Origin of the sequence: Rhodococcus ruber (genome assembly GCF_027270735.1) — a bacterium.
GTDB classification, from domain to species: domain Bacteria; phylum Actinomycetota; class Actinomycetes; order Mycobacteriales; family Mycobacteriaceae; genus Rhodococcoides; species Rhodococcoides rubrum_A.
Genome location: NZ_JAPWIJ010000001.1, coordinates 14,347 through 33,009, shown reverse-complemented (window position 1 = coordinate 33,009; position 18,663 = coordinate 14,347). Strand labels below are relative to the sequence as shown.

At 66.8% G+C, this 18,663-nt stretch carries 15 protein-coding genes; 2 read left to right on the top strand and 13 right to left on the bottom strand.

What is annotated here, in order from left to right; genetic code table 11:
• On the top strand, positions 1–1,053 hold the full coding sequence (locus O4220_RS00140) for an alpha/beta hydrolase (RefSeq protein ID WP_269601545.1): 1,053 nt from the start codon (positions 1–3) through the stop codon (positions 1,051–1,053).
• 71 nt (positions 1,054–1,124) lie between these two features.
• Entirely contained in the window at positions 1,125–1,751 is a 627-nt protein-coding gene (locus O4220_RS00135) for a nuclear transport factor 2 family protein (protein WP_269601544.1), read from the top strand.
• Positions 1,752–1,921: 170 nt separating this feature from the next.
• Here O4220_RS00135 and O4220_RS00130 read toward each other — a convergent pair whose 3' ends face one another.
• The 13 genes from O4220_RS00130 to O4220_RS00070 form a co-directional block, all read right to left on the bottom strand.
• A complete protein-coding gene (locus tag O4220_RS00130; protein ID WP_269601543.1) occupies positions 1,922–2,527 on the bottom strand; it encodes a hypothetical protein in 606 nt (201 codons plus the stop codon).
• A 4-nt stretch (positions 2,528–2,531) separates the two neighbouring features.
• Complete coding sequence (locus tag O4220_RS00125) at positions 2,532–4,304, bottom strand: type IV secretory system conjugative DNA transfer family protein (RefSeq protein WP_269601542.1); 1,773 nt, start codon at positions 4,302–4,304, stop codon at positions 2,532–2,534.
• The gene (locus O4220_RS00120; protein ID WP_269601541.1) at positions 4,301–5,182 is read right to left on the bottom strand and encodes a hypothetical protein; all 882 of its coding nucleotides are present in this window, start codon (positions 5,180–5,182) and stop codon (positions 4,301–4,303) included. Before O4220_RS00120 ends, O4220_RS00125 begins: the two co-directional genes overlap by 4 nt.
• Positions 5,179–6,693, bottom strand: coding sequence for an ATP/GTP-binding protein (locus tag O4220_RS00115; RefSeq protein ID WP_269601540.1), 1,515 nt, complete (start codon positions 6,691–6,693; stop codon positions 5,179–5,181). The genes O4220_RS00120 and O4220_RS00115 overlap by 4 nt, the downstream gene beginning before the upstream one ends.
• Before the next feature lie 43 nt (positions 6,694–6,736).
• On the bottom strand, positions 6,737–8,311 hold the full coding sequence (locus O4220_RS00110; protein WP_269601539.1) for a hypothetical protein: 1,575 nt from the start codon (positions 8,309–8,311) through the stop codon (positions 6,737–6,739).
• 97 nt (positions 8,312–8,408) lie between these two features.
• Positions 8,409–10,703: a hypothetical protein gene (locus O4220_RS00105; RefSeq protein ID WP_269601538.1), complete on the bottom strand. Its 2,295-nt coding sequence runs from the start codon at positions 10,701–10,703 to the stop codon at positions 8,409–8,411.
• Positions 10,703–11,446 carry a hypothetical protein gene (locus O4220_RS00100; protein WP_269601537.1) on the bottom strand — a complete coding sequence of 248 codons (744 nt, stop codon included), beginning with the start codon at positions 11,444–11,446 and terminating at the stop codon, positions 10,703–10,705. The genes O4220_RS00105 and O4220_RS00100 overlap by 1 nt, the downstream gene beginning before the upstream one ends.
• Before the next feature lie 55 nt (positions 11,447–11,501).
• Positions 11,502–11,915, bottom strand: coding sequence for a hypothetical protein (locus O4220_RS00095; protein ID WP_269601536.1), 414 nt, complete (start codon positions 11,913–11,915; stop codon positions 11,502–11,504).
• Positions 11,916–11,983: 68 nt separating this feature from the next.
• The gene (locus O4220_RS00090) at positions 11,984–13,405 is read right to left on the bottom strand and encodes a MinD/ParA family ATP-binding protein (protein ID WP_269601535.1); all 1,422 of its coding nucleotides are present in this window, start codon (positions 13,403–13,405) and stop codon (positions 11,984–11,986) included.
• A 53-nt stretch (positions 13,406–13,458) separates the two neighbouring features.
• Positions 13,459–14,076 (bottom strand): hypothetical protein, encoded by a 618-nt coding sequence (locus tag O4220_RS00085; RefSeq protein ID WP_269601534.1) that lies wholly within the window; start codon positions 14,074–14,076, stop codon positions 13,459–13,461.
• On the bottom strand, positions 14,073–14,723 hold the full coding sequence (locus O4220_RS00080) for a hypothetical protein (RefSeq protein ID WP_269601533.1): 651 nt from the start codon (positions 14,721–14,723) through the stop codon (positions 14,073–14,075). The genes O4220_RS00085 and O4220_RS00080 overlap by 4 nt, the downstream gene beginning before the upstream one ends.
• Before the next feature lie 55 nt (positions 14,724–14,778).
• Complete coding sequence (locus O4220_RS00075) at positions 14,779–16,404, bottom strand: peptidoglycan DD-metalloendopeptidase family protein (protein WP_269601532.1); 1,626 nt, start codon at positions 16,402–16,404, stop codon at positions 14,779–14,781.
• An 84-nt stretch (positions 16,405–16,488) separates the two neighbouring features.
• Positions 16,489–18,663 (bottom strand): cutinase family protein, encoded by a 2,175-nt coding sequence (locus O4220_RS00070; RefSeq protein WP_269601531.1) that lies wholly within the window; start codon positions 18,661–18,663, stop codon positions 16,489–16,491.

Genomic DNA, 18,663 nt, shown 5'->3' with positions numbered 1-18,663 from the left:
ATGGATCTTCTCCCCGGTGTGCGGTCGGCGACAGTTACCACCTCGCGGCTGCGCATGCATTACCTCGAATCAGGGCCCTCGGATGGGGAACTGGTCGTACTCGTACACGGCAACCTTTCCACCGGGCGGTTCTACGAGCATGTGATGCCAGAACTGCCCTCGCGCTACCGCGTCATTGCACCCGACATGCGGGGCTTCGGCCGAACCGAGCACGCCCCGCTCGATGCAACGCGGGGCCTGTCCGACTGGGCAGACGATCTCGTGGCCTTGCTCGACGCCCTCGGCGTCGACCACCCACCCCATCTCGTGGGCTGGTCCACCGGAGGCGGAGCCATCGCGAGGTTCTCGATCGAAGGCAACGCGGCTGCGTCCCTGACGTTGATCGATCCCGTCGCCCCCTACGGATTCGGCGGCACGAACCCCGACGGGACACCGTGGTATGACGATTACTCCGGCAGCGGTGCCGGCATGGTCAATCCGACATTCCTCGAACATCTCGCCGCAGGAGACCGATCGACCGACAGCCCCTTCTCGCCGCGCAACGTCATGGCACCCACGTTCTGGGGTGGAGATCCACTCGCCTCATCCGAACACTCGGACACGCTCTTCGAGGAATCGATGACGACCTGGGTCGACGAGAACAACTTTCCCGGCGACGTCGAATCCTCGGACAACTGGCCGGGGTATGCACCCGGAACTCGCGGAATCCTCAACGCCCTCTCACCCAAATATCTGCACTGGGACGAGATCGTCGAGCTCGAGAACAAGCCTCCGATCATGTGGACTCACGGCGCACAGGACGCTGTGGTCTCGGACAACTCGACGTGGGATGCAGCGGTGCTCGGCGCCGCCGGCCTCGTCGCGGATTGGCCCGGGCCCAACGTCTGCCCCGCGCAACCGATGGTCACTCAGATCCGAACTGTGCTCGGCGAGTACGAAACTCGCGGTGGCACAGTTGTACACAACTGGATCGACGGGGCGCAACATCTCCCAATCATCGGAGCCAAGGACGAGTGGCTCAGCGCATTCACCACGTTTCTCGAACAACGTTGACTGTCCACACCCGCTGAATCACAACACATCACGACGATTATCACTTCGTGAATCGACAAGGAGCAAACACAATGTCCGATATCGAAACCAGACTCGCGACTCTCGAACGCGACCTCGACGACCTGCGCAGTCGCGAAGCCATCCGCGAGATTCTGCACCGCTACTGCCGCGGCGTCGACCGCCTGGACGCCGAAATCATGAAGTCGTGCTATCACGACGACGCCTACGACACTCACTGGTTCGGCAACGGACCGGCGCAGTCCTTCTCGGAATGGGTCATCGCCGAGGTGCTCCCTCACGCGCACACCACAGTCCACTCCATCACGAACGAACTCATCGAGATCGACGGTGACCGCGCTTTCGTCGAGAGCCATGTCCACGTGCTTCACGAGATGGCGGTCCCCGGCCAGAACCCTGACAAGCCCTACCTCCACCAGCTCGTCGAGTGCCGCTACGTCGACATCTTCGAACGGCGCGAAGGAGTTTGGAAAATCTTCTATCGGCACGTGGTCGCAGACAACACCGTCGAGTTCGAGGTCCCCGTGTACCCCGTGCAGCTCCCCGAGGAGGCGGTGGGTAAGCGCGACAAGCGTGACCCGGTCTATACAGGATTCGACCTGCAGAAGCTCCGGCCGGAGGACATCCGGATGAACTTCTTCGCTCCTTTCGTCGAGCGAAATACGGCCGCAGCCGAGTAGACACCCAAGCAGGCTCCGCAGGAACCCAGTCCCCACGCTCCGCACGACAGAGCGTGGGGACTGCATCGCGTCCGATTCGTGCATAACCGATCCTGGCAAAACGAGTCGTGAACCAAGCTGCCCACACTGCCGGATACCGACATCGGCGCGCCATCCGATGAGGCGCGTGGCTAGCCTGCTGGCCGATAGGTCTCGTTGTCCTCGTCATATTCCCATCGTGCGTCGTCGATGATGACGGCGGTGAAGTCGTCGGCGGGATCTTCTGCGACTGCGCGGTCGGTGTCGATCATGTCGATGACCTCCTCCATCGTCAGTTCCGATCGGCTCACGGCGGGGGCATCGTCGTCCGGGGGCGAATCGATCGGTGCGTCCTCGCGCGCGTCGATGTCGGTAGCGATGAATTCGGCGAAGTCGCCGGCGACGGCCGGCGTCGGCGGGGTTAACCCGCACACATGGGGAGTGCACTGCTCGAAATCGGTGATCGACTTCATCCTGTGCACCATCGGCCAGAGAACTTGGTAGTGCCACGCTGCGGGCCCACCGTGATAGGCGTTCTTGCCCTGTTGGTACGCCTCACGGCGGGCGAACATCGCTGCGGTCAGCTCTTCGACCACTGGGCCGTGCTTGAACCAGCACGGAGGAATGGTGCGGCCGAGCTCGTAGCGGTCGCGTAGCCATTCCACCCAGGTACCGAGCTCGACCCACAGTCGGGCGGCGCTGTCCCGGTCGAGGTACGGCCAGTCGATCGAGCCGGGGGTATACGCCGGAAGTGCCATGACGTCAGCTCTTCTCGTGACCGGTAGCGCAGTACTCATCGAACGCCTTCTGATTGGCCTTCACTCGGGCGGCGAGCACGGGGACGTCCCAGACGGAGGGAACGTGCAGCTTGATCGGTTTGGCCTCCCGGTAGCGCAGTAGGGCTTGATCGGCGGGCATCCGGGCGATGTCACTACCGGCCATCACCGGGACCGACCGGGGCCCGGCCATCCGGGACGCGCTCATGTATTCATCACGCATCCCCAAGCCCTTCGAGATCGTCGCCAGCTCGTCCGCGTCGCCGAGACCCGTCAGATACAGGCGAGTCGGGGACTCGTTGGACAGCAACTGCCCGGCGACATGGCCCCACCGTTGTTCGTTCTGCAGCCGGGAGTGCACACCGGCCCAGATCTGGATTCCACGGCCACCGGAGTCGGTGATGAGCGAGGGCATGTTCGGAATCGCAGCGACGTTGTTCATCTCGTCGAGCACCATGCGCAGCGGAGGGTCGATCTTGTCGTCGGGCTGGGTCAGGCCGTGGGTCTTCGCCACGTGATAGAGCTCGGCCGACAGAACAGTCGTCATCGCGGCCGCCGACGCACTGCCACCCTCGGAAATGAGATAGACAGTGTTGCGGCCTTCGGTGATCAAGGAACGCAGATCCGCCGATTCGCTGAGAGGGACATTGAGCGAGCGCATCAGCTTCGGCGACGCCAACGGCTCGAGCAGGCGTGTGCAGGCACCGATCATGTCGTCGGAGGAATCGGCTTTCGATTCCAGCGCCTGACTCAGGTCTGCGTCCCAATCCGGCAGATCCCTCGACAACACCTCGTGCACGGGCTTGACGTTGCGCGAGGCAGCCCACACCCGCAGTGTGACCAGATCCTTGTCCAATACCGCTGCGGCATAAAGGTAACCGCGCATGAGCATCGCGGCCTTGCCGTTCCAGTAGCTCGAATTCGAGGTGCCGTCCATCGGCATGGCCTGCACCAACGCCGCGGCGCGCCGCATGGCCACCTCGGGGTCGTCGCAGCCGTCGAGAATCGACCACTGCATCTTGTTCGGATACACCGTCAGCCCGTCCGGATCGAACACCTCGACCCTGCCCACAGCCGCGCGCTCGGCCCACGTCGCGCGCAGAAGGTCACCGCGGGTCGAGGTGGCCACCACCGGCCCGATCGCCTCGACGACAGCCTTGTAGAACATGCGCCAGGTCTTACCGGATCCGGTGGGGCCTTCGACCAGCACACCGTCTCGGTACTGGAGAAATACCCCTTGTTTCTTGTCGTCGTACAGCGTGCCGATGCGGGTGGTCTCCGCTGCTGCCTCGATCCGTCGGACCGGGACGTCGGAGAGGGAGAGTCGGGTGGCTTTGGCCTTCTTCACCGCGCTTTTCTCGTCGATCCCGACAGTTGCGAGCGCCTCTCGGTCGGCGAATCCGTTCGCACGTACCCGCCGAGATGCTTTGCGGGCCATGTTCTTCGCCGACACGACCGCTCCGAGCAGGATGCATGCGGCCGCGATGATGCCGATGCACAGCCAGGTCAGGATCGGGCCGCCCGGCTGTGAGCCGGCCGGCCACGCCGACGCGGGGTCGGATGGGTTGCTGAACAGGCCTACCACCACGGGGATCACCCCGTAGATGCCGGCGGGCAGTGCGGGACCGGTGCCGGCGAGCAGCCCGGACAGGTAGCCGCCGCCGACCACGGAAACGAGTGCACCGGCGACGAAGCCGACGACGGGGCCGGTGCCGTAGGGCAGTACCGGGGGAGTGGGGCGAAGTTCTGGTGTGCTCATCGGGGGCGGTCCTCGCTCGAGTCGGGCCGTGGAGCAGGCGCGGGAAGGTATCTGCGGACCACGTCGCTGCCGGCGACGGGAGTGGGCGAGGGTGTCGATCGTCGACGGAGTACGGCCGAGCAGAGGGTGTCGAGCTCGCCGTCGAGGCGCGTGATCGCCGCGATGTCTCGTCGCGGGTCCAGTGCGGCGATGTTGGCGCGCAGTTCGCCGATGCGGGTGTAGCGGGCGACCGCGGCGCGGTCACCGTCGCTGATGTCGGCGCTGTGGTGGACCTGGATGCAGCCCCGTTCGGTCGCTGGTGCGATGTCGCCGCCGAACCGATACGCCAGGACCCCGGCCACCCGCTCCGCGTCGTCGCTGCCGTAGAACCCTATCGATGTTCTGCGGTGCGGCAACGGGTCCGGCCTGATGCTGCACAGGCGAACCTCCACCGTCTCGGGGTCGTCGACCCGTGACGGATGCACAGGCGAAGCGACGGCGTTGCTCAGTGTGTAGATCTCGGCCGTCAGAGCAGCGGGCAGCGGCAACTTCGCGCGCCTCATCCCGAGTCTGTATTCGTCGAGAATTGCCAGAGCGCACGCTGTCTCGGCTACCGAGCCCGCCACGGACACCTCGTCCCACGCGCAGAACATGCCCTCCGATGCCGAATCCAGTGACGCTGTGTCGCACTCGTAGACGGTGAAGTCGAGCGAGACCAACGTGCCCCAGGACTGCGCGGCGTGCGTCAGGGCGAATGCTGTTGCTGCCGAACGAGAGCGGAACAGTCGACCTACGGCGGTACTGCCCGCCGCATCGAGGGTCGTCACGTCCACACCCACCAGAATCGAGCGGTCGGCCGCAGGGTGCGAGAGCGCTGCCCGGAGTGAGTGGTCGGTCATGCTGCTGCTCCTTTGATCACTTCGTCGGTGTCGGTGAGTGCGATCTCCAGATCCGAGCGCACGTGCTCTATCAGGATCGGGTCGGCGTTGCCGTACTTGACCAGGCAGTGGCCCTTGGCGAGGGACATGATGATTTCAGTCGACCCCGGCGGCAGGTGGTACATGCGGGCGGTTTCTTCGGCGTCCTCGACCCGGTCCTGCCCGTAGAGGAAGACGATGCCGGCCTCTTTCATCAGCGCCCGCGCCGGCGAATCGACCGGCAGGTCGGAGATGTGGTGGAACGCCGAGACGGTCGACAGTCCCAGACCGCGCGAGAGCTTCATGTTCTCGCGGAAAACCTTTCCGGTGGAGCCGTCGGCGACGTGCCAGCCTTCCTCGACCAGCAACAGGGTTTGCATGTGCCGGGCGGACCGGGAAGCGAGCACGTTCGCCAACCAGGTGTTGATCACGGTCATGATCACCCGCAGGGCCGGACCCTTGTTCGGCAACGCCGAGACATCGAAGTGCACGAACGGGTGATCGAGAGCCGCGCGGACCTCCGGTGAGGTCGCGCCGTCGACGAGGCCCTTGAGGTCGCCCAAGCACAGCTCCCGCAGCGCCAGACCGGGATTGAGGCCCCAACGCCGCGATTCCTGCGCCCACTGCTCGCCGAACGCTGCGCCGCTGCCGGCGGAGGGGCCCAGGAGCTCGTCGGCGAGTTCCATCAGGATCGGTTCGCGGTTCTCGCGGGCGGCGCGGTCGTTGACCACTTGCAGGGCGAGCCCGAGCGCGGCTTTCTCGGTCTCGACCAGGGGGCGACCCATCGTGTCCTCGATGACCGCGCCGACGAGTGCTTCCTGGCCGGCCGGGGCGACTCCGTCGGTGCGTTCGACGCCGGTGGCGATCGCGGGGTCGAGCAGGTTGATGCGCATTCCTGTTGTGCCGGTGCGGAATCGGATCGAACCAGCGCCCACCGCATCTGCGATTCCGCTGTATTCGCCGCCCTTGTTGCCCTGGCGTTTCTTGTCGATCACCACCACCTGCCGATTCGGGAGTGCGAGTTGGCGCAGGCACATCGCGGTCTTGATGAGCGAGGACTTGGCCTTGCCGATGTCGCCGATGACGGCGATGTTGATGTTCTCGATTTCCGACCCGTAGAGGGCGTAGGGGTCGGTGATCACTCCGGATTGGCTGATCTTGTTCAGCCCGGTCAGCAGGCCCTCGTGACGTACCGAGCGGCGCATCGTGGCCAGGTTCAGCGCTTCGCCCTGCCGGGTGGTCGTCCACGCGCCCTCGACACGGATCTCGTACCAACCCCACCGGTCGAGCCACTTCTTCCGCGTCGGCGGGTGCCGGCGGGTGGTGATCATGCCGGCGGACTGTGCCGCAGCGAGAGTGGCGGCCGCGTCGGCCTGCGCGGCCAGATCAGGGCCGGTGCGCTTGCTACGCCGGGTCAGCGAGAAACGGCGGGCGGTGCGCGGCTTGGCGGCGTGGCCACGGCGTCGGTCCTGCTTGTTGTCGGTACTGGTCATCGTCTCTCGCCTCGTTCTGTGGTCGGCGGACTCTGGGTTCGGTTCATCGGGAGCGGGTCCATTTGGTGGCCGCGAGTCCGCGGCCGAGGGGCAAGGTGACGAATGCGGCGACGTCGTGGCGGTTGTCCTGCCATTCGATCTCGCCGATACCGCAGTCGTCGGCGGCCTGTTCGACGCGTGTGCACGCCCGCAGAGCATCGTCTTCGTCGTGGCCGGTGACCGAAACGGCGAGGGTGTAGATCATTCCGTGGTGCCCGGTTCCGGGCATGAGATCTTCACGGCGACGGGAGGATTCGCTGATCGCGACCTCCGATGCACCGTCGGTGATCTTTCCCTTGCGCTCTTCGGTGATCTGACGGGCCTTGTCCTGGGTGACGTCCTTCTTGGTCGCAGCGCGGGCCTTGGATGCCTCGACGAAGTCCATTCGCGCGGTCACCGTCCGGATGGTCGGTGCTGCGGGGATCTCGTCGTCGCCGGCGTCGGGTTCGACTCCGGTGAGCAGGGTCGCCAGCCACAGCGGGCCGACCTCGACCGGTTCGATGGCGCGGGTGGGGATGATGCCGACTCGGGTGTGCCATGTGCCGGCGACCTCGACCGATTCGTCCCGCCCGACGTAGGAGGGCCAGCAGTTGTCCCACCGGACACCCCTGTGGGCGTCGAGGGGGTAGCTGGGGTCCTGGAATGCCCGCAGGACCGCGCAGGCGCGCTGTTCGCCGTAGACCTCCACTCGGCCCATTCCGGCGCGCTCGAGGGCGCTGACGGCGCGGGCGGTGTCATCGCGGATGACCTGGGCGATACCGCCGACCAGCGGGGCGTCCTTGCGTCGGGCGATGCGGGCGGCTTCGGCGAGGAACGAGGCCGACTTCGGGAAGATCAGCACCGCGTAGGAGCGGTGCTCTTCTGAGTACGGGCTCATGCGGTCGATCAACTGTCCGTAGGACCGGATCGCCGGAACCACGGCCAGATCGGGGTCGCCGGCCGCTATCTGTTCGGTGACCCAGTTCTCGTGCGGGACCATGTCGGCCGGGACGCTGCGGTGCAGCAGTTCCAGGCCGCGGACGAACGAGGATCGTTTGGCGAACCCGGCGAGTACTCGCCCGAACGCCGCCGAGGTGACCGCCCACGCGTCGTCGCCGCGCAGGCCTTCGGCCAGGCCCTGTTTGGCGATGAGAACCGAGTAGTAGTCGTTGTCGCCCGGGGTGCGGTGTTCGAGGATGAACATGTCGTCGAGGCCTGTTCCGGCCAGGTCCACCGGCTCGGTGCGGTACAGCGGAACCGGAATCGTCCAACCCGGATCACGCTCGGGGTCGCCGTAGTGCGGATCGGTCGGTGAGATCCAGACGTGCTCGCCCCTCTTGCGGCGCTGCCGGTTTCGGATCGCTTTGACCTTGCGGGCCGCGTACGACTCGTGCAGGCCGAAATCGAGTGTCGCGCACAGGACACCGCCGATCAGCACGGCATCGATCGCCAACGTCCACGTCGACTGCCCGACCATGAACAGCAGATACAGGGCCACCACCAGCGTGGCTGCCCACGCGGCGACGACCGGCTCGGGGAACGGGAGCACTCCCCGGCGCGCGGTCTGACGGCCGAGAATCGCCGACCGTGGCCCGCTCACCGCCGCGCCCCCCGCCGCGCGGTCGGCGTCCGATACGGACCGAACCAGCCGATGTCAGCCGTGACGGTCATGGTCTCTCCGTTCATGTTGTGGGACATCAGTTGTCGCTGTCGGGGTGTTCGGGGGCGCTCTGCGCGGCCGCCCCGGCTTTGTTCATCGCAGCCCCGGCCGACGCGAGCGCGATCGGAGCGACGACAGTCGCGGCGCCCGCCGCCATTCCTGCTGTCTTTCCGGCCGCGGCGAGCAGCCTCGATTCCGAGCCACCTGCTTTCGCGCCGCCGTGGCCACCGCTCTTGCCCGGTAGACCACCGGACCTCGATGCGGTCTGGCCGCTCTGCTGACCGGCATGGGTGCTCGATGCCGACGAGCCGCCACCCGGCCGGGAACCGCCGCCACCGCCGCCACCTACGCGACCGGGTGCATCGGCGACACCGGCATTGCGCGAGGCCGCGCTCCCTCCGCCCCCGGTCCCTCCACCGCCGCCACCGGCGCGCATCTGATACATCCCCGCGCTCGATCCGATCATCTGACCCGTCGCCGACCCGCTACTGCCGAAGTCGGCGGAATCGGAGGCGCTCGGCAGGATCGGAGACCACTTGAGCAGCGCGAACGGGGCCAGTCCGACCATCACCAGGCACACAGCGATCGAGCCGAGGTCCCCCAGGGATTCGAGCTCGCCGTCGTCCGCGACCGCTCTGGACGCGGAAATGTTGATGGCCGCGAAGATCGCAGCGAGGATGACGAACAGCAGAGGCTTGGACAACACGATGCCCAGGAACACCATCACCGGACGAAGCGCCTTCTTGCGCCAGGTCGGATGCACCCACATGCCGAAGGCGATCGCCGAGACCACGCCCAGGATCGGCAGGGCGTTCGCGTGCATCAAGAACCCGAAGAACAGCGACAACGCGCCGAGGAACATCAACCCGAACCCGACGATGGCACCGACGGCACCGCCGATCAGGGTGGTGTCCGTCAACGGACCCAGGACCGAGGAGATGTTGTCGACCACCTCGTCGGTGGAGCTACCGAGCAGCGAGACCAGACTGACCGAGAGCTCGTGCGCGAGCGAGATCAACAACTGCGCGAACGAGGGCGCGAACAGCATCATCATCACCCCGGCCGGGGCGTAGGCGAACAGGTCCTTGGCCAGCTCCATAGCGGGCCTGCTGCCGTCGGAGGATTTGTAGAGCGCCAGCAGCACCATCAGCGCCATGACGAAGATGCCCAGACCCGTCGACATCGCGTAGACCTCGAGGAATTCGGGGTCGGTGGGGTTGAACTCACCGACACCGGCGAGCCCGTGCAACACCGATGTGGTGGTGCCGACGGCGGCGCTCTTGAGCTTGTTGGCCCAGGAGTCGATGACGTCGGAGGGGTCTTTGACGAAGGCGACGATGTCGCCGACCGCGCCGACGGTGTTGTCCCAGACCCAGGAGAACCCGTCGACGTACATCTTGCCGACCTTGTACTGCGGGGTCGCCTTGAACGCCGACTCGAGGGTCTCGCTCAGGCGGTCACTGAAGCTGGTGTTCTGATCGATCCAGTTCATGGTCCCGCCGAACAGTTTTCCGACCCTGGTATTCCATTCTCGGCAGGTCACCTCGTCGTCGCGGTCGGTTGCTTTGCTGCAGTTGACGTACATCGCGTGCATGCACAGCGAGCCGGGCACTCCCTCGGCGCACGCGTCGGTCCAGGCCTGCTCGGGAACCTGGTCGGCGTTCGGCTGCGCCTTCATCTCGGCGAGCGAGGCCGCATCGGGAGTCGAAGCCCACTCGAAGCCCCAGGTGCTCGAGGTCTTGGTCGTCCACCGGGCGAGATCCTGTGCGCAGGTCGGGGCGGGAGGCTGCATCGTGGCATCGCCGGCGGGATAGACCGGCGGATAGAACGATTCGAGCACCGCATCGTCGGTGATGGACAGCGCGGCCTTGCGGTTCTGCTCGACCCCGAGATCGACACCGGTGGTCTGCGAGCCGACCGCGCCGGCATCGATGAGGACACCGATCAGGACCGGGTCCTTGCGCACGGACACCGCGGCGGTCCACCGCGCGATGCGGTCGTTCTCGGTGGCCGTCCAATACAGCAGGCGGCCTTCGTTGCTCATCACCGATCCGATGTACTGGCCCATATCGCCGCCCTTGTCCTTGCAGGGCCCGGTGAACCACGGTGCTGCTTTGAACTCGTCGGTACCTGCGATGTATTTGCGGAGATCCGCAGGAAAGGTCTCGGGCAGCTTCTTCGCCGTCGTGGTCGCGGTCGACCCGCCGCCGGGAACCGGTGCCGGAACAGCCGAGGGCTGCGCGGCCGCGGGCCACGCGAACCCGACGGCCGCGATGACCGCCACCGCGATCGCCAACAGAATCCTTCGCCACATCGCAGGCCGACCCTTCATCAGTTGACGTAGAAGGCGTAGAAGCCGTCCGCGGCCTGCTTGGCGAGGGAGGACTCATCGGCGGGGAACTGTGCTTCCTCAAGGGTGGGGCCGGACTTGTAGCTCCAGTCCTTGGCCTTCCAGTCGTCGTTCTCCCACACCATCGTCACGGTGGTAGTGGAGTAGATGGCCAAGATGCCGACCTTGTCGCTGTCCTGGCTGACCCGGCTCTGGCTCACTCCCATGCCCCAGACCGACACCGTCGCCGAATCCTGTGAGAAGTTCTCCACTGTGACGATCATCGGAACGCCGTTGACCGTGCCGCGCCCGGTCTCCTGGCGCTCGGACGAGACGTCGAGGACCTCTGTCAACGCCGGTGTCGGTTCTGCCGCTACGGCAACGTCTTTGAGGCGCTGAGCATCGATGCGACCTGCATAGGCTTGGCCGTTGGCTTGGGTGAAGTTCACCGCGGCGGTCTGGGCGCCCGCTTGGTCGCGGGTGTAGCCGGCGGGGACGCCGTCGATGGTGGTGGTCGGGCCGTGCGCGGCGCGGATCGCATCGGCACCGTCATCGGTGGAGCTCTCGCTCCCCCCGGATGTCAACACGACCACGGCAATCACGACGACGAACGCCACGGCGGCGGCGATCATCGCCAGCACCCACTTGGGCAGCCCGAACAGGCCCGATCCTGGCGAGCCGGACGCCGATCCCGTCGCGCTGGTGGTCGAGCCGGAGCTGCCGACCGCGGAGAAATCTCGTGCCATGTCAGTTCTTCTTTCTCATCGAATGGGGTTGAGTCGGAACGTTGTTGGTGATAGGTCAGCCGGGATTGGCGACGAACATGATTGCGCCGACGATGACGCCGCCGATGGCCAGAGCGCCGACCGCGACCCCGGCGACTTTCGCCTCCCCCATCGAATCGCTCATCTCCGCGCCGTATCCGCCGGCTTTCGCAGCGCGCATCTTGTACAGCGCGACAAGCAGTTTCACCGATGCCCCGGCGAGCAGGACACCCCAGATCGAGGCGGCGACCCGAGCCCACACGTTCTGGAAGGCCGGGCCGAGGAACTCGAACGACGGTTTGACACCGCTGATCGGGTTGAAGTCCTGGGCGGAGGCGGGGCCGGCGAAGACGACCGCGAGGGTGAGCGCGGCGGCGGTCATCGCTGCGGCCTTCCCTGCGCGACGAGCGAGGGTGCGGCCCCTATTCGGTGTGGGAGTCGGTGTGATCATCGGTGGTGTCCTTTCACTGGAAACAGTCAGTGGGGCAACGGAGTCGGGTGGGGCAAGGGGTTCGGTGGTCATCGGAACGGGTCCTCTCGGGGTGGTTGGTCTCGGGGTGGGACGGCTCGCGGCCGCCACTGCTCGCGGGGCGGGTGCGGGTCGTAGTCCTCGCCGTTGTCGTAGCTCTGCGGAGCGGGCTGCGGGATCGAGTACGGGCGACGTGCCGGGCGGCGTTCGGCCTGCGAGGGTCGCGTGAACTCTTGCGGGGCATACACATCGGCGTATTCGGCGGTCCGCTCGTACGCGCGATCGGCAAGCCTGTCGGCGATCTCCGCGGCCACGTTCGTGTACGCCTCGACGGTCGCCTGTCCCAGTTCGTGATAGCGGATCCGCTCACCGCTCGCGAACTTCGGCTCGTAGGGCACCCGCATGATGCGGCCGACCCCGCCGAGCGCGGCGAACTCCTGCTCGAGCTTGCCTTCGAGCCGCAATGCTGCGTCGACGGAGTCCTTGTCGCCGGGCAGAACGACGGTCAGGATCAGCGCCGAACGCACCAGATGCTCGTAGCCGCGGGCGATGATGCCGTCGAGCATGTTCATCGTCAGGATCGCCATGTCCCGGCGCAGCGGAAGCGGAATGACCAGCATGTCGGAATGCTGCACGGCCCACTGCCAGTTGCTGGCGGTGGCGTTGTTGCCGGTGTCGACGATGATCAGATCACGGTGACGGCGCAGCACAGCCATCAACGCTGCGCATTCGTCCCACCCGATGCCGCTCTGGCGGCTCGTCGAACTGTCGGAGGCCAGCACCTCGTCGTGGGTGGGCTGCAGGCGCAGGTAGTGCCCCAGGGTGCCCGAAACCGCGTCGGCGGAGGCCAGCGCGCGGGCGTTCTCGAGGATGTCCCACGGTCCGAGTTCAGGATCGGTGGTGCGGTCCGCGCGATCGCCGAGAGTTCCGGAGTTCTCGCACGCATCCCAGGCGACGACTCCGCGGCCGCGGTGAGTGCCGAAGGTGTTCGCCAGCGCGGTGGTGGTGGAGGTCTTGCCGGCGTCACCTTTGAGGCCGATGACCGAGACGACCATGCATCCCGGGAGCGGCTGCTGGACTCGTCGCACCGACTGCCGGAACCGGGCTTCGGCGGACTCGGGTAGAGGTGGTCGGGTCAGTCCCAGCGCGGCGTTGACCCGGCCGCGTAGTCCCCAGAGTGCGGGGCGGTTGTCGAGCTCGGCGGTCTCGGAGTCGAAGTCGCGGCCGCCGTATTCGGCAGGAATGTCGATGGCAGGTTCTTCGTTGGCGGCCAACGCATCCTGACCCACTTGGTAGGGGTCGGCGAAGACCTCGCTGTCGTCGCTGTCGTCGAATGCGTCGCCGGTGTCCTCGTCGACGGCAGGTTCGGGTCCTGGGTCACTCTGGCGGCGCAGGCGTTGCTTGCGGAGGTCGACGGCGGTTTCGGCTTCGTAGTTCTCGCGGTGCTCGCTGTACGGGTCAGGAATGCTCATCGGAGTTCCTTTCGGGGAGGGGGCGGATCCGGGGTGTGCTGCGCGGTCATCGGTCACAGTTGTTGCACCGCATCAACTTTCCAGCGGCCGTCGTCGTCGACGACAAGGACGGCCACCTGGACGGTGTCGACGCCGGCGACCGAGCCGTCGGCGGCGATGGCGGTCTGTTCGACCTGGTACATCCGGTGCACAGCGCTCGCGGTGTCGATCGCTCCCTGGTTGGGCACGTTGGACACCGTCGGCCAGACCTGGGCGTCGACCGCGGCCCATTCGAGCCACTGACCGCCCGGGCTCCCGGTGGGGGTGGTGGCGAGGAGCTGTTCACGGAAGCGGTCGGTCAGAGCGGAGCCGGTACGGGCGGCGGCGTCGTTCGGCCCGGCGTCGACGGCGGTGTTCCAGGTGAACCACGTGGTGACCACCGCATCGGCGACCGCGACAGGATCGCTGTCGTCGACGCCGGCCAGGGTGTCCGGTACCTGAGCGGGGGTGGTGGCCGGTGGCCGCGTCTGGGTGGCGCTGGGGGCCGCGCCGGGGGTCCACTGCTGCGCCGGTGCACCTGCGGTGGTGGTGGTCGGCGACGGGGTGGCGCTGTCGGTGGAGGAGCAACCTGCGGCCAGGCCGACGGCGACCAGGAGGGCGGCGGCGATGGCGGCGTTCCGGGCGGCGGTCACGACGGGTCCTCGTCGACGAACAGGTCCGAGAGCCGGATCGCTTGCCAGGCCTGGAAACCGGTTTCCTCGCACCAGTCGACGGCGCGGTTGTCGTCGGTGATGTCGAGTTCGAGGGAGACCCCGTGGCTGGCTGCGACGCCCGCCAGTGCCGTTCCGTCGACGTGGGGGTTGCTGATGTGCAGCAGCAGGCGCACTGCCTCGACGCCGGCGTCTTCGCGGGCTTTGCCGGCGAGGAAGATCGCTTTCCCGGCGGCGGAGTCGTCCGCGGAGGTCTGGTTGCCTTTGCGGAACACCGTGTCGTTGCGGTGGAAGGTGCCGTACCAGGCGGCGTCTTCGACCGGTCCGAGAATGGCGAAGCTACCGCGGTCGTCGCCCGCGGCGAACAGCTCGATCAGAGGTGCATTCTCTGCGACGGCGGCGATTTCGTTCTTGCGGGCGATCGCTTCGCTCTCGCGGAGCTCGTCGTAGTCGATGTCGAGCTGTTTGACGAGTTCTCGTTTGATCTTCGGCCACATCGAGCGTGCGAACAGGTTGTTCTCCTTCGCCCACGCCCGCAGGTCCGCGCTGGTGTAGTCGCGCAGGGTGTCGGCGGCCGAGTGCACTGCGGCCGCTGCTTGCTCCCATTCGGTTGCTGCCGAAACGGTCATCTTGGGGTTCTGCCTTTCATCGGTGGACGGGTAGGGCGGGCATGGAAGTGTGTTGTCAGACAAAGCGTTTGGCTTTCAGTCCGGACGCGGGCGGGGTCCAGGGTGAGATCTTCACGACGTCGCCGGACTGGGGAGCTTCGACGACGGTGTTGGCGCCCATCCAGATGAAGATGTGTCCGGAGTGGGGTTGGATGATGTCGCCCGGCCGCAGGTCGGCAGGGTTGGCGATGGTCGTTCCGCGGGAGTCGTTGATCTGGGCCGAATCGAGGTGCGGGAGCACGATGCGGCCCGCGGTGGCCTGGGCGACGGCATATTTGACCAGACCTGAGCAGTCGAACCCGACTTTGGCGAAGTCTCCGTACATATCGGCGACCCCGCCGTCTCGGGTGCCGACGGTCGGCCCGTTCTCGTCGCCTCCGCCCCAGGCGTAGGGGGTGCCGAGCCACCGGGTGGCGGCGTCGACGACGGCCGATCCGGACGACGGGCCGCCGGGAACGATCGCCGCGACCGGTGCGGTGAACTCCTCGATCGCGAATTTGCGGATGTTGGTGATGTAGCCCTGGGTTTCGCTGTTGGTGCAGGTGTGGCCCTGGGAGAGAGTGGCACCGGGGCCGCAGTTGTACATCGACAGCGCCAGATCGACGACGTCGCCGGTCAGTTGACCGTCGGCGAGGCCCTTCTTCGACAGCTCGACCATCTTGCAGTCGTAGGAGGCCATCGACATCACCGCGTCCGCGACCGAGTTCATCTCCCGCTTGCCGTCGCCGTCTCCGTCGACGCCTTCCTGCTCCCAGGTGGAGGGGAGGAACTGTCCGGGCCCGGTGGCACCGGATCGGACGTTGTAGGCGTTGACGTCGAACTTGCTCTCCTGCTTGAACTGCCCGGCAATGAGTGGTGCGGTGATCTCCGGGCAGGTGGCCGCTGCTCGGTGGATCCACGGCTCGAATTCCGGTGGGACACTGCCCGGTTTGAGGTCGGATCCACCGACCGCCGGGCGTGCGCATCCGGCACCGCCGATAGGACGGACCGAGGCGGCATTGACGATCGCCGGGGAGGTAGCCGCGTCCGGAGTCGTGGGGGCCGCGGGTGTGGGTTCGGCGGCGCCGGCGAGCCAGGGTTGCGGGTCGGTCGGTGTTCCCGCGCCGTCGGGCAGTCGCCCGCCCTGCCAGACCTCGAAATGCAGGTGTGGGCCGGTCGATCCGCCTTCGTTGCCGATGCCGGCGATGTGTTGGCCGGCGGTGACCTGATCGCCCTCTTTCACGGTGATCGTGTCGGCGCTCATGTGGCCGTAGACGGTGGACAGTCGCTGGCCGTCGATGGTGGTGTCGATGATGACCCAGTTGCCGAACCCCGCAGCCGGACCGGCTTCGGCGACAGTTCCCGACGTCGCCGCGTAGATCGGGGTGCCCAGGGGCCCGGCGAAGTCGACGCCGCGGTGCATCGTGCCCCACCGAGGACCGAAACCCGAGGTGATCTCGTAGGTTCCGGCCAATACGGGTTGGGTCTTGTTTCCTGGCCCCGGTGCCACCTGCCCGGACACCGGGACTGTGGGCAGGCAGTCGTCGACCTTCTTCGGGTTGTCGCTACCCAGCACCAAGCCGCCGACCAGCACCACCGCGGCCGCGATGACCGCGGCCCCGGCCTTCATGCCGGTCCTGGTGGAGCTGGACTGCGTGCCCATTGCCGAATGTCCTTCATGTGGTGGTGAAAATGTGGTGTGAATATGCGGTGTTATGTTCTGGCAGAACAGGTGTCGGTGCCGGAGTCAGCCCCCGATTGCGTCGGTGTAGATCTCGACCATTTCCTGCAGGGCGGTGCGCTTGCCGTCGACGAGCCACTGGCCGTAGGACTCGTGCACCCGCGAGCCCAGGAAGCTCGCTGCGGTCACCCCGGCGTCGACGACCTGCCCCAGAGCTGCGGCGTCCGGGGACGTGACCGTCTTCAAGGCCGAATTTCCCAGTCCGACGAGGTCGCTGCTCTGCGCTTGGGTGCTCATCAGCGCGGTCATCGCATCGGTGGGTGCGTGCAGTTGGTCGGCGGACATCTTCTGGCTCGGCATCAGGACGCCGAGCGCGACGTTGGCGAGATCGATTCCGATGGGCAGCAATTGACCGAGAGCGAGGAGGTTTCCGGTCTCGACGACCTGCCATGCGACCTCTTGGAGCTGGCCGACGTCGCGGGCGAGGCGGATGACGTCGACGTTCGCGAGCAGACCCGCCACCATCGACGTCGCTGCCGCGGTGCCGGACGGGTCCGGAATCAGGCTGATCAACCGCGCGATCGAGGACAGGTCGACGCCGGCAGCCATCTTCACCAGCGGAGAGAGCTGATTGTTCAGCTCACCTGACACTCGGTGCGCTTCTTTGATGTTGCCCGAGAGCAAGAATCCGGGGAGAGCTTGCAGGTTCGCCGCGACGCCGTTGTAGTCGACCGACGTCACCCCGGTCACCACGCCGAGAACCTGGTTGATGATCGTGACCGGCTTGATGGCGGACAGAACCGATGTCGCGGTCGCCAGCTGATCGGCCGGGGTGCTGGCCAGCGGAGACACGCTCGTGCTCAACGTCTGCGCGGGGCCGGACAAGGCTGCGAACGTGCTCGCAGCATCGGTGGGGACCGCGCCGGCCGCGGACGGGGCCGACCCGCTCAGAGCCGATGCCCCCGACAGGACGCTGCTCGCCAAGTTCACAACCTGGTCGGCGGCACCGACGATCTTCGGGATGTCGATCTGATCGAGCGCGTCGACGACTCCGCTGGTCGCTGCTTCCGGTGACCCTTCGGCCGCGGTGCGCAGGCCGTCGCGGGCGGCGGGGTTCGCTGCCATCCACGACTGTGTCTGGGCGACCGGTGCGAACGTGCCGGACAGGAGCTTGGCCTGCTGGCCGATCTCGGCGATGTCGAGAGCCGACGAGGTCGAGGTCGAAGCGCCGGCGTTCTGCAGCTTGTCCACCGATGCTGCCAGCGAGGACGCGGCACCGGGTGCGGCGGAGAGGTCGGCGAATCCGTAGTCGGAGGTGACTGCGTCCAGGAACGACGACGCACCTGCACCTGCACCTGCGCCGGTGGCTGTCGCGGCTCCGGGGGTCGAGGACGTCGACGGAGTGGGGGTGCTTTCGGTGGCGCTGGTCGAGGTGGGCTGCGTCGATGTCGCGGTGGACTGGCCTGTCGCGGATGGTGCGGTGGATTGGCCGGTTGCGGTGGCTGTGGTCGCGCCGGTGCCGGGTGTGACGGTGGCTCCGGCTGCTGTTTCGACGGTGCCGGGCGGGTTGGCGAGGATGCGGCCGAGCGAGGCCAGGAAGGAGTTCGAGGACGTTTCGGTGTTGCAGTACTTGTCGTCGGGGTGGCAGATGTCGAAGACCTTCCCCGACAGGGCACCGAATCCGCGGGCGTCGGGTCCTCCGATTCCCTGACCGGCGAGGGTGGGACCGACGACCTTCGCACCTGCGGTGCCGCGCTTGGGGTTGGCCAGCAATGCGACCGCGAGTACCGAGGCCGGCGGAGTGGGCCCGGACCCGGTCCCGATATCGACCGCGACGTCGTTGGCGATCTGAGCGCCCTGGGAGTAGCCGCCGATGACGAATTTCGAGCCGGGGCAGCGAGTGAGGGCGTCGACCGTGGCCCGATCGCCTTCGGTCTTGGAGATCGCGTACGTCATGCCCGACTGGAGGAACGCCTGTGCCGGGTAGGAGGGGTAGACGACCTGGATCTGAGATCCGTAGCGGCGCTGCAACTCCTGGCCGACATGTCCGAGCATCCCGGCCGGTTTGGTGGGGTTGGCATCGGCGCGGGTCTCGGTGGTTCCCGGTGCCAGGACCGCCACGTATCGCGCGCACGGCGACCCGGTTGCGGGTGCGGCGGAGGCGACCGGGACCACGAGGACGAGTCCGGTGGCCACGGCGGCGGACAGGGCGGCGAGTCGGACGGAGACGGCACTGCGCAT

Excerpts from the sequence above, each read along its gene's own strand:
- O4220_RS00100 (WP_269601537.1), bottom strand. The coding sequence starts at position 11,446 with ATGGCACGAGATTTCTCCGCGGTCGGCAGCTCCGGCTCGACCACCAGC.
- O4220_RS00130 (WP_269601543.1), bottom strand. The coding sequence starts at position 2,527 with ATGGCACTTCCGGCGTATACCCCCGGCTCGATCGACTGGCCGTACCTC.
- O4220_RS00140 (WP_269601545.1), top strand. The coding sequence starts at position 1 with ATGGATCTTCTCCCCGGTGTGCGGTCGGCGACAGTTACCACCTCGCGG.
- O4220_RS00135 (WP_269601544.1), top strand. The coding sequence starts at position 1,125 with ATGTCCGATATCGAAACCAGACTCGCGACTCTCGAACGCGACCTCGAC.
- O4220_RS00125 (WP_269601542.1), bottom strand. The coding sequence starts at position 4,304 with ATGAGCACACCAGAACTTCGCCCCACTCCCCCGGTACTGCCCTACGGC.
- O4220_RS00075 (WP_269601532.1), bottom strand. The coding sequence starts at position 16,404 with ATGGGCACGCAGTCCAGCTCCACCAGGACCGGCATGAAGGCCGGGGCC.
- O4220_RS00115 (WP_269601540.1), bottom strand. The coding sequence starts at position 6,693 with ATGACCAGTACCGACAACAAGCAGGACCGACGCCGTGGCCACGCCGCC.
- O4220_RS00120 (WP_269601541.1), bottom strand. The coding sequence starts at position 5,182 with ATGACCGACCACTCACTCCGGGCAGCGCTCTCGCACCCTGCGGCCGAC.
- O4220_RS00105 (WP_269601538.1), bottom strand. The coding sequence starts at position 10,703 with ATGAAGGGTCGGCCTGCGATGTGGCGAAGGATTCTGTTGGCGATCGCG.
- O4220_RS00095 (WP_269601536.1), bottom strand. The coding sequence starts at position 11,915 with ATGATCACACCGACTCCCACACCGAATAGGGGCCGCACCCTCGCTCGT.
- O4220_RS00070 (WP_269601531.1), bottom strand. The coding sequence starts at position 18,663 with ATGCGCAGTGCCGTCTCCGTCCGACTCGCCGCCCTGTCCGCCGCCGTG.
- O4220_RS00080 (WP_269601533.1), bottom strand. The coding sequence starts at position 14,723 with ATGACCGTTTCGGCAGCAACCGAATGGGAGCAAGCAGCGGCCGCAGTG.
- O4220_RS00090 (WP_269601535.1), bottom strand. The coding sequence starts at position 13,405 with ATGAGCATTCCTGACCCGTACAGCGAGCACCGCGAGAACTACGAAGCC.